This window comes from Chryseobacterium sp. (assembly GCF_022712095.1).
In the GTDB taxonomy this organism is placed as follows: domain Bacteria; phylum Bacteroidota; class Bacteroidia; order Flavobacteriales; family Weeksellaceae; genus Chryseobacterium.
This window is the reverse complement of record NZ_JALAHD010000162.1, coordinates 1-12463: the sequence shown is the minus strand read 5'-3', so window position 1 is coordinate 12463 and position 12463 is coordinate 1. Positions and strand designations below refer to the sequence as shown.

Here is a 12463-nt window from a genome sequence, read left to right as displayed (position 1 = left end):
TTATAATTATATCAATGAAAAAATTCACATATACTATTCTATTAGCATCGGGTTTAGCCTTCGGGCAGTTTTTTGAAAAACCGGAAAATTTCACCAGACAGGATACATTGAAAGGTTCCAACACAGAATTCAGGGATTTTTGGGATGTCAAAAAATATGAACTGTCGGTTGAGCCCAACTTTGAACAGAAAAGTATAACAGGAAATAATAAAATAAGCTTTGAGATCATTAAAGATGTAGTAAACCCTGTTTTCCAGATCGATTTACAACAGCCTATGAAAGCGGATAAGGTGGATGCTAATTTCCCTATCGCTGAATATAAACAGGATGGTGATTTCATTTTTATTCATACTAAAAGAAAATTCAAAAAGGGAGAGAAATTCTCAATCAATGTTACGTATTCCGGAAATCCCGTTATTGCTCAAAGACCGCCTTGGGACGGCGGATGGGTTTTCACGACAGATGAGAAAGGAAATCCTTGGATGAGTGTAGCCGATGAAGGAATCGGAGCTTCAGTATGGCTCCCTACGAAAGATATTTGGAGTGATGAACCGGATAACGGAATGGTAATGAAAATCATTACTCCTAAAGATCTGGTAGGTGTAGGAAACGGAAGGTTAATTAATAAGAAAACAGAAAACAATAAAAATATTTTCACCTGGGAAGTTAAAAGCCCGATCAACGCCTATTCCATTATTCCGAATGTAGGAAAATATGTAAATTTTAAAGATACATTCCATGGAGAGAATGGAAAACTGGATCTGGATTACTGGGTCATAGAATATAATTTAGATAAGGCCAAAAAGCAATTTCAGCAGGTAAAACCAATGCTTTCCGCTTTTGAATACTGGTTCGGGCCTTACCCTTTTTATCAGGATTCTTATAAACTTGTAGAATCTCCTTATTTAGGGATGGAACATCAAAGCAGTGTAGCTTACGGAAATGATTATATGAACGGATACAAAGGAACTGATTTTTCAGGCACCGGTGTAGGCCTTAACTGGGATTATATCATTGTTCACGAAAGCGGGCATGAATGGTTTGCGAATAATATCACGGCAAAAGATCAGGCGGATATGTGGGTTCATGAAGCATTTACCATGTATTCGGAGGTTCTTTTCACGGAAAAATATATGGACAAAGCTTCAGCTGATAAATATGCCTGGGGACTCAGACAGAAAATACAGAATGATGTCCCGATTATCGGAAAGTACGGTGTAAGAAACGAAGGAAGCGGAGACATGTATCCCAAAGGAGCAAGTATGCTCCACACCATAAGACAGGTGATCAATGATGATGAAAAATTCCGTCAGATATTAAGAGGTCTAAATAAAGATTTCTATCATCAGACTGTAACCGGAGAACAGGTAGAAAAATATATTATTTCAAAATCAGGAATTGATTTTTCTACGGTATTTGATCAATATCTCAGAACAACAAAGGTTCCTACCTTGGAATATATTCAGAATGGTCAGGAACTGAAATTCAGATACACAAATGTGGTACCTAATCTTAAACTACCTATCATCATTAACGAAGAGCAAACTATTTCACCTACAGAAAAATGGCAGACAGTGAAAATGAAAAACTCAAATCCGGTACAGTTCAATAAAAATTATTATATCGAATATAAAGAAGTGCAATAGTTCTTTAAGTTTTTTTATTCAACTTTAAGAAAAGTTTAATATTCATTTTTGTAACTAAAATACTTTTAAAGGAACTATTCATATAAATATCAACGTACATGAAAAAAACAGCACTTACCTTAGGAATTCTGGCTCAGGTATTGGTAAATGCCCAATCCATCAAAACTAATATTGATCTTGTTAATATAAAAGATGATAAAGTAGCCGTAAGTATGGAGTTCCCAAAAATGAAATCCAGCACGGTAAAGTTTCATTTTCCTAAAACTGTTCCCGGAACATACTCTGTAGATGACTATGGAAGATTTATAGAAGGCATCCAGTTTTTTGATAATAAAGGAAAGGAATTAGCCTATACAAAAGTAGATAATAATACTTATTCTCTTAAAAATGCACAGACTTTATCTAAAGTAACTTATTTCGTAAATGACAGTTTCGATGAGGAAATGGACAGCAGCAAACATAAAGCAGTGTTTTCTCCGTCAGGAACCGATATCGAAGAAGGAAAGGTATATCTTATCAATACTCATGGATTCATTGGATATATTGATAATATGCAGGATGTTCCTTATCAGCTGGTAATTCAGAAGCCTAATGATTTTTACGGAACAACAGCTTTAGTAGATCAGGATCAGTCAGACGCTACCGATACATATACGCTTGCCAATTATGCAAAATTAACCGACTCTCCTCTGATGTATACCAAACCTGACTACATTACTTTCAATGCAGGAGGAATGGAATTGGTATTGGGAGTTTATTCTCCGACAGGAAAATATAAGGCAGCCGATTTTAAAGATAATCTGGAGAAAATGGTAATTGCCCAAAAGAAATTTCTGGGAGATATGAATACGAATAAAAAGTACGCCATCATGCTTTATTTATCCAGTCAGGAAGGTCCTATGATCAAAGGATTCGGAGCACTTGAACATCATGAATCTACAAGCGTGGTCTTGCCTGAGTTCATGTCCAAAGAAGATATTGACAATACTTTGGTAGATGTGGTGTCCCATGAGTTCTTCCATACGGTTAATCCCCTGAAGACCCATTCTGAAGAAATCCATTATTTTGATTATGCCAATCCTAAGATGTCACAACATTTGTGGATGTATGAAGGAGGAACGGAATATTTTGCTAACCTGTTCCAAATCCAGGAAGGACTGATCGATAAAAATGATTTTCTGAAACGCATTAATGAAAAGATCACCAATTCTAAGAATTATGATGATACCATGCCATTTACGGTAATGAGTAAAAATGTTCTTCTTGATGAATATAAAGATCAGTACAGGAATGTGTATGAAAAGGGAGCTCTTCTTGCGATGTGTATGGATATTGAGCTAAGAAAGCTATCCAACGGGGAAATAGGATATCGTGATATGATCAGAAAGCTGTCTCAACGATTTGGAGAAAATAAACCTTTTAAGGATGATAAATTAATTGATGAGTTAGTAACTGTTACAGGTTATTCTCAGATAAAAGATTTTTATAATCAATATATAGCGGGAAGCCAGCCAACTCCTTACGCTGAATACCTGAAACAAGTAGGTGTGGAAGTTATAAAACAGGAAACTCCTCCCATTTTCTGGTTTATTAAAGATCCTAACCAGACAGGATATAACGAGAAAAATAATTCTTTTGTGTTTGATGAAAGCTCGGCTCTGTCACCATTCTCCAAAAGTGTAGGCTTCAAAATTACTGATGAAATTGTTGCTCTGGATGGAAAAGGTATTGATATCAAGAATGTACAGTCTTTCATAGATTATGCTAAAACAATCAAAGATGGCCAGAATGTGACTTTAACGGTTCTGAGAAAGAACGGAGATAAGACAGATAAAATTGACCTGAAAGGAAAAGCTGTTCTTGATAATCTGACTATGGAAACGCTTCAGTTTAAAGCTAATCCTAGTCCAGCGGAACAAAAATTACAGGATCAATGGCTTACGGGAAAGAAATAAAAAAGTTTAAGATTCTATAAATAAGAAGATTCACATTTTAAATATGTGGATCTTTTTTATGTTGTACTATAAAAATTTTATTTTGAATAGCTTTTATTTATCAAGAATTCCTTTGCTTCGCTCGGAATGACGATTCTTAATCAGTGATGAAGCATCTTGAAAATGTAAAATATACATTTAAAATCTTTACGTTAAAAAAATAAGCAATTAACAATTAGTTCTAAACTGATCTTTATATTCTAGCTTTTTTTAATTGTTATTCTAAACGTGGTTCCTTTACCCACTTCTGTCTGGGCAATTTTAATGTCACCGTTATGGTATTCCTTCACTACTCTTTTAGCAAGAGACAAACCTAATCCCCAACCCCTTTTTTTAGTAGAATATCCAGGTTTAAAAGCATTTCGGGCTTGTTGTTTAGTCATACCGCTTCCTGTATCTTTCACTTCTACTACTATATTTTTATTCTTTTCAAAAACAGAGATCATCAATATTCCTTCTCCTTTCATAGCATCTACCGCATTTTTCACGAGGTTTTCAGTCACCCAGCTGATGAGAATCCTGTTATGAGGTACTAAAATATCATAAGAAGGCAGCTCCAGTTCAAAGTTGACTCTCTTAGAAATTCTGGTTTTGAGATAATCATAATTTTCCTGCATCGTCTCATTAAAATTCATGTCATTCAATTCCGGAACAGAGCCTATTTTTGAAAATCTCTCAGAAATAGTCCTTAATCTTTCTATGTCTTTTTCGATCTCACGAACTCCTTCTGAATCAGGATTTTCAAGTTTCATAATCTCCATCCATCCGATCATTGATGATAAAGGTGTTCCGATCTGATGGGCCGTTTCTTTAGCTAATCCAGCCCAAAGATATCCTTCATCTGTTTTTTTGATGGTCCTGAGAAACCAAAATGAAAACAAGAAGTAGGAAAGAATGAAAAAACCTAAAATATAAGGTGAATACCGCAGTTTATTAAGAAGCTCTGAATTATCATAGTACACAAACTGATTATTTCCATTCGGAAACTTGAGTTCTATTGCAGGGTAATTTCTTGACATTGCTTTAGCCAGCTCAGCAATCTGTGCTGCATTATTTTCTATTTCTCCGGGAACATTTCTATGAGCAATAGGTCTGTGATCTTTATCCAGAACAATTACAGGAATTGTTGTATTTGAGCTGTATATCTGTAGAATAAGTTCCTGAACCTCCAGGCTGGGTGTATTTACTTCCTGCTGAAATTTTAAGGCACTTGCGAGAATATCTACTCTTTTAATCTCTTCTTTTCTCAGATAATTTATTAACAAAGTGGAGGCTACAACAATCGTCACCACTACTAAAGTCATAAGGGTAAATATAATCCAGTTATTAAGTCTGGAAAGAATGGATTTTCTCAATGTAATTTATTTTAACACATTCAGGATCTTTTGAAGTTCAGAACTTCCGCTTCCCTGATAATTATTGATTATAATTGAAAACACATATTTCTTACCATCTTTTGAGGTATGATAACCTGCATAAGATTTGGTATCCCTCATCGTCCCGCTTTTCATTTTCATACCATTATCCTGTATGGGAAACCCTTCATAATAAGAATTAAACCACGGCTGCTTCTTTGCATATAATAAAGCTTGAACTTCAGCTTTTGCAGAAACATAATTCTGTGGAGACAATCCGCTTCCGTCGGCAAAATTGATCATATTCCCATTTATTCCCTTAGACTTCCAGAACTCTTTAAGGTAAGCCACTCCGCTCTTAAAGCTTGAATTTCCTTTTTTCTCTTTACCTAATGTTTTAATTAACGTCTCTCCGTAAAGATTCACACTTTTTCTCAAAAACCAGTATACTATTTTATCCAATGTTGGAGAGTTGTACGTAAGTATAACATTATTTTTCGGATATTCTAAAGGTTTCTTCCCTTCAATCTGTAATTGAGAGTTAGTGATAACATTTCCTGAAAAATCTATTCCGGCTCCTTTCAGCCATTGTTTCACCTCAACACCTAATTGTAAGGGTGGATTTGGGGTCGCTCCGGAAACAGTAACTGTTTTACCAGCAGGTAAAGTTCCATTAATCAGAGCTACATCGGAATGTGGGGCTGTAAAAATCAGACTTTGATCGGAGCTTCCGCCTGTTTTTAATTCATTTACCCATTGTACTCCTTCCAAAGGATACGAGAAATTTTTAAAATCTTTTCCATTAATGTTAATATCAAATTGATTTTCCCTCCAGTTAACACTCCAGACACCGGCACCGTAATAATTTCCCAAATCATCCCATGGCCAACCTCCGGGAATCGTCTGAAAATCAAAATAAGTATCATCAATGATCAGATCTCCTGAAATTTTCTTTATTCCCGATTTTTTTACCGCATCTAATAATTTCTGCTTAAAACTTTCCGGTTTATAAGATTCATAACGCCAGCTTCCCAGTGTAGGATCTCCATTAGAACTGATAAAAAGATTTCCATTTAAAGTTCCGTCGGAAATATTTCCGGAATATCCCGAACTAGTGGTATAGGTATAATCTTTTCCCAGAGTTTCCAAAGCAGCTGCTGCCGTAAATATTTTTTGCGTGGAAGCTGTTGACAGTCCTTTATTTCCCTGGTATTCATAGATCAGGGTTCCGCTTTCATCTGTTACATAGAAAGATAAATTAGAGGCTACAGCCGTAGATGAATTCATTAAGCTCTTGGTAGCTGTTTCCAGTTTAGCGGCTACATTTTGAGCAAAAATAAATTGTGATGATAAGGTAAGAACAGCAATTGCTTTTTTCATTGTGTTGTTGTTTTAAACTATGATCCTATAATGATCAGATCTCTGTTCAGAGAAGATTCTTCACTATATCATGCTCCATTCCAAATTTCATAATATATGGGAGCAGGTTACTTAAAAATCAATTTATAATTCAAATATAATAAATTAGGATTTTGGTTAAAATAATTATGAAATAAGACTTCCGGTTTCTATCTCGTAAGGTTCTTTTCCTTTTTCAAAAATACGTGTTGATTCACTTCCTTCTACCGTAATATTATTTCCTGTTCTTCTAATCCAGTTTCCTTCACGAAGTCCCACTACTTTTATATCATTCTGAGTTAGAAATTCTTTAATTCTTGTTTCCCTAGTTTCCCCGTTATGTTTCAATTCAGGATTGGGATCAAGATAATGTGGATTAATATTAAACGGGACTAGTCCCATACAGTCAAAACTTGGAGGATAAACAATCGGCATATCGTTTGTGGTTTTCATATTTTGTCCTCCTATATTACTTCCCGCACTACATCCGAGATAAGGCTTACCGTTTTCCACATTTTTCTTTACAACATTCATCAGATTTTCTTCATGTAACGTTTTTACCAGCAAAAACGTATTTCCTCCTCCTGTAAAATAAGCTTTGGCCTGATCAACTGCTGCAGCTTTATTTTCAAATTCATGAAGGCCTTTCACCTTAATATTAAGAGTTTGAAAAAAGGATCGTGCTTTCTGAGTGTATTCATCATGTGAAATCCCGCCGGGTCTGGCAAACGGAATGAAAATGATCTCATCAATCCCTGCATACAATTTCACTAATTCTTCTCTCAGATATTCCAGATATTCACCTCCGAATAATGTGGAAGTCGATGCCAGTATAATATTCATTTTTTTAATTATTTATTGTATTCTGTTACCAAAAAAGTCTGTTTCCCCTTTCAGATAAGCCATTATTTTGAGGATATTCCTTTGAACGCTTTCTCCTGTCTTAAGATTATTGATATAGCGGATCACTTCTTTTTTTCGTGACGGAGTTAGTCCCTCAAAGTTTCCATATGCTTCCGGATCTCCTTTAATAGCTGCTTCTAATTGGGGATGAAGTGGGATACTTCTGTCCGACACATCATATTCAATAGTAATTTCTATGAGTTCTCCAATTCTTTTAGGTGAGTTTTTAAGCATCGTCAGATTAACATATAGCCTCCACTCTCCGGCATATCTTACTAAATTCTGTGTATACTCTACCCCATTTACTGTTCCTTTCACCTGAATCGCCCCTTTATTCTTTCCTGAAGCTTTAAAAATCATATCTAAAGTTTTTTCAGGAACAAAGACAAAAGGATTGATTCCGATAATCTCCAGTTTTGCGGTAAAATAATGTATTTCCATTGGTAAACAAATTTAGGCTTAAGTTTAGAAATATGAAATTCTTTTCATTCAATTTTCATCTCACAAAGGAATCATTATCTTTGTAGGAATAAATCTATTTAACAAATGAAATTTTTTATTGACACCGCTAATTTAGATCAGATCAAAGAAGCTAAAGATCTTGGTATCCTTGACGGAGTAACTACTAACCCTTCATTAATGGCTAAAGAAGGCATACAGGGAGCTGAAGCTATTAAAAACCACTACAAAGCAATTTGTGAGATTGTAGATGGAGATATCTCTGCTGAAGTACTTTCTACAACATATGAAGAAATGATCAAAGAAGGTGAGGAACTGGCAGCAATCCACCCTAATATCGTGGTAAAAATTCCAATGATCAAGGACGGAGTAAAAGCATTAAAATATTTTTCCGATAAAGGAATCAAAACCAACTGTACCTTAATCTTTTCTGCAGGACAGGCACTTTTAGCTGCAAAAGCTGGAGCTACTTATGTTTCTCCTTTCCTTGGAAGACTGGATGATATTTCCACTGATGGATTAGGCCTTATACAGGAAATCCGTTTGATCTTCGATAATTATATGTATGAAACTGAAATTCTTGCAGCTTCTATCCGTCATTCTATGCATATCATTGACTGTGCAAAAATCGGGGCTGATGTAATTACTTCTCCACTTCCTCCAATTTTGAGTTTATTGAAACATCCTTTAACTGACAGTGGATTGGCTCAGTTTATTGCAGATTCTAAGAAATTAGCTTAAAAAAACTGTTTTGATAATATAATGGCTGCCCTTTAATTAGAAGCAGCCATTTTTTAGCACACTATAAAAAATCCACATATTAAAAATGCAGATCTTTTATTCAACTTAAGAGAGCGGTATTATTATCAGTTAGAATTGTCATCTACTTATTTTCTTCAAGATTTTTTACCACCTTACATGGATTTCCTACTGCAACAACATTGGAAGGGATATCTTTGGTAACAATACTTCCCGCACCTATCACCGAATTACTTCCGATAGTAACTCCGGGCAGAACAACTACATTTCCACCCAGCCAGACATTATCTCCTACAGTTATCGGATGAGCGTATTCCAAGCCTTCATTTCTTTGCTTTACATCTAAAGGATGCCCCGCAACAATTAGGACCAATAAATACATTATCTCCAAACTTCACAGATGCACAATCCAGGATAATAAGATTATGATTAGCATAAAAATTCTCTCCTATTTCTATATTATATCCGTAATCACACCAGAAAGAAGGCTCTATGCAGATATTCTCCTTAGTCTTTCCAATAATTTTCTTTATGGATTCATTTCGTTTTTCCATATCAGAATTTTTAAGCTGGTTGTATTCAAGACAGAGATCTTTACATGCTATCCTTTCATTAATGAGCTCTGCATCATAATTAGCATTGTATAGGAATCCCTGAGCACATTTCTCTTTTTCGGTCATATTGTTATTTTCTAAATTTTTCTACAAGATATGAATTTAACATAAAAAAGCAGAAAGACATCTATTATCTTTCCGCTCACTATATAAAACAATTTACAACTCTATTTATCTGAATAAATCAGGTTCTATCTGGTTGTTATCTTTTTTAAGGTTTTCTTTGGTTTTTTTTTCTATTTCCCTGTAAATCTGATTGGGATCTGACAGCTCTTTTCCATCAGACGTTTTTAATTTTACAACCGTTTTCATATTCCCATCCCCTCCATTTCTCATCATCATTTCTCTCATATTTTTAGACGGATCGTTAGCATATGCTTTCCATGCTTTTTTAAACTGATCTTTCGTAATTTCTACTTCCTTTCCTCCCATTGCAAAAGCATTGAGATTTCCCGGTAAATTGAGTTCACTTTCTATAGGAGTCTGAATTTTTTTATTCCCTATCAAAGTCATGGAATGAGAACCTGTTTTATCTTCTATCTTTATAATAAGCCCTGGAAGCCCATAAAATTTATATGGCCCATCCTGAAAAGGAACATCCGTTGTAAACCACGCTATCCACTGTCTTCCCCCAAAACTGGTTATCGCCTTTTGGGTATTATATTCTCCTATTTTTGCTTTCTCTGGTTCTATTTTCCATTCAGGTTTTACATCCTCTTTTATTTTATACCTGTCTGTTCCTATATTCCTGAAAAGATACGTGGTAAAATCAGGATAATTTTTAGTCACTCTAAATGTTACAGCTCCGGGTTTTTCTCTTTTATTGATATTGATATTTCCGGAACCGGATTTCAGTTGCCTTTCAATATCTGCTTTTGCAGTGGAATCAGCAACAAACTTGTCATAGCTGTAATAATTAGATCCATTTTTATCAATATCAAGGAGCATTATTTCTTTCTTAACTTCAGCTTTATTCGTAGAATCGGGAATAAACTTATATTCATAGAAAAAGCGATTAGTCTGAGCGATTCCCCATGTATTGATCAATACAAAAAGTAAAAAAATATTCTTCATATTATTATATTAATAAATAAGCTCTGCCAGTATTGACAAAGCTTATTAGAACTTTATTTCTTAGTTTCGATTCTTATTTCCCCTGTTGCTTTGCCTGCATTCGTTTTCTTATTAACCTGCATTTTTTTAATGGTTTCAGGCTTCAAGGCTTCCATTTCTTCTCTTGTGGACTCTTTTCCGTCAATATATATTTTCATATCTCCTATTGCACTTACATTGTTTATCCCTGAAGTTATTATTGTCTGGCCTTTATTCTGAATTTTTATATTATCACCACTAATTTTTAAGTTTAAATCATCGGGGTTATTTCGAAAAGAATTACTGTAAAAATACACCCTGTTTCTGTTTCCTTCTATTGTCATTCTTTCAGCTTCAAGTTTGGCTCTTTCCCCGTCGAGCTTAGCCCTTTTTTCATTTAATTTAGCTCTCTTTTTTTCTAATTCTGCCTTCTTCTTAGCAATCTCAGCCATTTTTTTTGCTTTCTCAGAAGCTTTCATTTCCATATCCGGATTCCATTTTGTGTCATTAATAGAAACTTTTATATCAGGAGCCTGAACATCCGAAAAATCAAAATTCATTTCAGGCACTTCTACTTTCAGATCTTTAAGTCTCTCCACATTATCATTCCATTCATCAGAATTGAAATATTCAGTCATTTTTTTAATATCCATATCATCAAATTTCATGGACATAGTATTTCCCTTAAAAGGTACTACAATACGGGTTGCCGATCTTTGAAATTCATCAGAATTGGCTATTTTATTAATTTTTCCTGAAAGTTCATTAATGGCATCTACATGTTTTTTAAATTCTTTACTATCAGGCTGCATATTCTGAAGAGCCGAACTTTTCTCTTGTATTTTTTCACTTAGTTCTGCAATTTTTTTCTCACCTTCAGATCTTTTATACATCTTTGGCTCTGTACGGCGCTCTTCCTGAACACTCTGAGTGATTAACGTATCTCTTTGCACCTCAGAAACAGCTTCTTCGATAGCTATATTAGTTTTTTCAATTTCTTTATTCTTGGCATCCACCATATAAGCAAAAGCCAGTGTAAATAAAACCGGTAATGCAAAAATCCTTCGCGCATACCCGAATTTGGTTTTAGGTTTCTGTAACATTTTTAATCGTTTTTTTAAATTTGAACTTAGAAACGGACTGGTAGCAGGTAACTGTGTTCCGGAAAAGTGACCTGCAAGAAGCATCTGCGCAAATGCTTTGGTGTCCGATTGTTTAATGGCTTTTTTATCAGCCAGATATTCGTGAATTAAATTAATTTCTTTTTTAATGATATGAAAAAATGGATTGAACCAGAAAACGGCAGTTATTACTTCAATGAAAAGTTTATCGAAAGAATGCTTCTGTTCAATATGTACCATTTCATGCTTCAAAATCTGTCTTCCTACCTCTGAATTCAGAACAATTGTATTCTTCCAGAACAGGTTTTTAAAATAGGAAAACGGAGCTTCGGATAAATTGGTATGATAGAAATTAATTCCATCAAAACTTTCTTTCTGAAATTGTTTCTTCAATTGCTGGATTTTAATAATTCCATAAAAGAACCTCCCTACAAAATAGAAAGAAACCAACCCCAGAGCTGAAAAAATAATTCTAAAATAAATGTAATCATAATTAGTACTTTTTACTGAATTAAAATTTTGTATCTGATTAATCAATTGATATACATTACTATTAACTTCAACCGTAAAATAATCGATTCTGATAAGAGGCAACAGTAATGATATCAACATCGCTGATAACAAGTAAAATCTGTTATAGTGATGAAACGTCTTATCTTTTAAAGACAACTGATAGTATAAAAACATTACACATGAACAGATCACTACCTTTCCGAAGTAAAAAAGTAAGGCTTCCATATCAATCTTTATTTTTGAGTTCGTTTAGTAACATTTCCAGATCCTCAACAGACATTTCATTTTTTTCTACTAAAAATGAGACTGCACTTTTATAAGAACCTTTGAAATAATTCTTCACAAGATTTTTCATAGTCTTCCCAGAATATTGCTCCTTGGAAACCAAAGGAAAATATTCATGCTGTCTGCCATATACATTATAGTCTACAAATTCTTTATCCTTTAATACTTTCAATATAGTAGAAACCGTATTAGTATGTGGCTTGGGTTCGGGAAAAAGATCAAGAACATCTTTGAGAAATCCTTTTTCAATTTTCCATAAATACTGCATTACCTGTTCTTCTGCCTTAGTTAAAGTCTGAATCTTCATAACCTTCCTTTTAAGTA

12 protein-coding genes are annotated in these 12463 nt (G+C 34.4%); 3 read left to right on the top strand and 9 right to left on the bottom strand.

Annotation, left to right across the window (positions count from 1 at the left end; genetic code table 11):
* Nucleotides 1–14 precede the first annotated feature (14 nt).
* Both Q0A18_RS08195 and Q0A18_RS08190 read left to right on the top strand, forming a co-directional pair.
* Nucleotides 15–1646, top strand: coding sequence for a M1 family metallopeptidase (locus tag Q0A18_RS08195; protein ID WP_292009663.1), 1632 nt, complete (start codon nt 15–17; stop codon nt 1644–1646).
* A gap of 98 nt (nt 1647–1744) precedes the next feature.
* Nucleotides 1745–3601: a peptidase M61 gene (locus Q0A18_RS08190; protein ID WP_292009661.1), complete on the top strand. Its 1857-nt coding sequence runs from the start codon at nt 1745–1747 to the stop codon at nt 3599–3601.
* Nucleotides 3602–3840: 239 nt separating this feature from the next.
* Here the strand turns inward: Q0A18_RS08190 and Q0A18_RS08185 are convergent, their stop codons facing one another.
* From Q0A18_RS08185 to Q0A18_RS08170, 4 genes are all read right to left on the bottom strand, one after another.
* The gene (locus Q0A18_RS08185) at nt 3841–4995 is read right to left on the bottom strand and encodes a HAMP domain-containing sensor histidine kinase (protein WP_292009660.1); all 1155 of its coding nucleotides are present in this window, start codon (nt 4993–4995) and stop codon (nt 3841–3843) included.
* A 6-nt stretch (nt 4996–5001) separates the two neighbouring features.
* A complete protein-coding gene (gene dacB, locus Q0A18_RS08180) occupies nt 5002–6375 on the bottom strand; it encodes a D-alanyl-D-alanine carboxypeptidase/D-alanyl-D-alanine-endopeptidase (RefSeq protein ID WP_292009659.1) in 1374 nt (457 codons plus the stop codon).
* A gap of 165 nt (nt 6376–6540) precedes the next feature.
* Nucleotides 6541–7236: a dipeptidase PepE gene (pepE, locus tag Q0A18_RS08175; RefSeq protein ID WP_292009658.1), complete on the bottom strand. Its 696-nt coding sequence runs from the start codon at nt 7234–7236 to the stop codon at nt 6541–6543.
* Between the two features lie 12 nt (nt 7237–7248).
* Nucleotides 7249–7737 carry a YdeI/OmpD-associated family protein gene (locus Q0A18_RS08170; protein ID WP_292009657.1) on the bottom strand — a complete coding sequence of 163 codons (489 nt, stop codon included), beginning with the start codon at nt 7735–7737 and terminating at the stop codon, nt 7249–7251.
* Nucleotides 7738–7842: 105 nt separating this feature from the next.
* On the opposite strand from Q0A18_RS08170, the gene fsa reads away from it, so the two are divergent.
* A complete protein-coding gene (gene fsa / locus Q0A18_RS08165) occupies nt 7843–8496 on the top strand; it encodes a fructose-6-phosphate aldolase (RefSeq protein WP_292009656.1) in 654 nt (217 codons plus the stop codon).
* 142 nt (nt 8497–8638) lie between these two features.
* Here the strand turns inward: fsa and Q0A18_RS16510 are convergent, their stop codons facing one another.
* The 5 genes from Q0A18_RS16510 to Q0A18_RS08145 all read right to left on the bottom strand — a co-directional run bounded on the left by Q0A18_RS16510 (nt 8639) and on the right by Q0A18_RS08145 (nt 12446).
* Nucleotides 8639–8833 carry a DapH/DapD/GlmU-related protein gene (locus Q0A18_RS16510; RefSeq protein ID WP_363315970.1) on the bottom strand — a complete coding sequence of 65 codons (195 nt, stop codon included), beginning with the start codon at nt 8831–8833 and terminating at the stop codon, nt 8639–8641.
* 4 nt (nt 8834–8837) lie between these two features.
* On the bottom strand, nt 8838–9194 hold the full coding sequence (locus Q0A18_RS16505; protein WP_363315969.1) for a maltose acetyltransferase domain-containing protein: 357 nt from the start codon (nt 9192–9194) through the stop codon (nt 8838–8840).
* Nucleotides 9195–9299: 105 nt separating this feature from the next.
* Nucleotides 9300–10202 (bottom strand): GLPGLI family protein, encoded by a 903-nt coding sequence (locus tag Q0A18_RS08155; protein WP_292009655.1) that lies wholly within the window; start codon nt 10200–10202, stop codon nt 9300–9302.
* Between the two features lie 53 nt (nt 10203–10255).
* Nucleotides 10256–12079, bottom strand: a complete 1824-nt coding sequence (locus tag Q0A18_RS08150) for a M56 family metallopeptidase (RefSeq protein WP_292009654.1) — start codon at nt 12077–12079, stop codon at nt 10256–10258.
* Between the two features lies 1 nt (nt 12080).
* Entirely contained in the window at nt 12081–12446 is a 366-nt protein-coding gene (locus Q0A18_RS08145; protein ID WP_292009662.1) for a BlaI/MecI/CopY family transcriptional regulator, read from the bottom strand.
* Nucleotides 12447–12463 lie beyond the last annotated feature (17 nt).

Bases quoted from the DNA above. Each gene is read 5' to 3' on its own strand.
- Q0A18_RS08195 (WP_292009663.1), top strand. From the start codon at position 15: ATGAAAAAATTCACATATACTATTCTATTAGCATCGGGTTTAGCCTTC.
- Q0A18_RS08190 (WP_292009661.1), top strand. From the start codon at position 1,745: ATGAAAAAAACAGCACTTACCTTAGGAATTCTGGCTCAGGTATTGGTA.
- dacB (WP_292009659.1), bottom strand. From the start codon at position 6,375: ATGAAAAAAGCAATTGCTGTTCTTACCTTATCATCACAATTTATTTTT.
- pepE (WP_292009658.1), bottom strand. From the start codon at position 7,236: ATGAATATTATACTGGCATCGACTTCCACATTATTCGGAGGTGAATAT.
- Q0A18_RS08170 (WP_292009657.1), bottom strand. From the start codon at position 7,737: ATGGAAATACATTATTTTACCGCAAAACTGGAGATTATCGGAATCAAT.
- fsa (WP_292009656.1), top strand. From the start codon at position 7,843: ATGAAATTTTTTATTGACACCGCTAATTTAGATCAGATCAAAGAAGCT.
- Q0A18_RS16505 (WP_363315969.1), bottom strand. From the start codon at position 9,194: ATGACCGAAAAAGAGAAATGTGCTCAGGGATTCCTATACAATGCTAAT.
- Q0A18_RS08155 (WP_292009655.1), bottom strand. From the start codon at position 10,202: ATGAAGAATATTTTTTTACTTTTTGTATTGATCAATACATGGGGAATC.
- Q0A18_RS08150 (WP_292009654.1), bottom strand. From the start codon at position 12,079: ATGGAAGCCTTACTTTTTTACTTCGGAAAGGTAGTGATCTGTTCATGT.
- Q0A18_RS08145 (WP_292009662.1), bottom strand. From the start codon at position 12,446: ATGAAGATTCAGACTTTAACTAAGGCAGAAGAACAGGTAATGCAGTAT.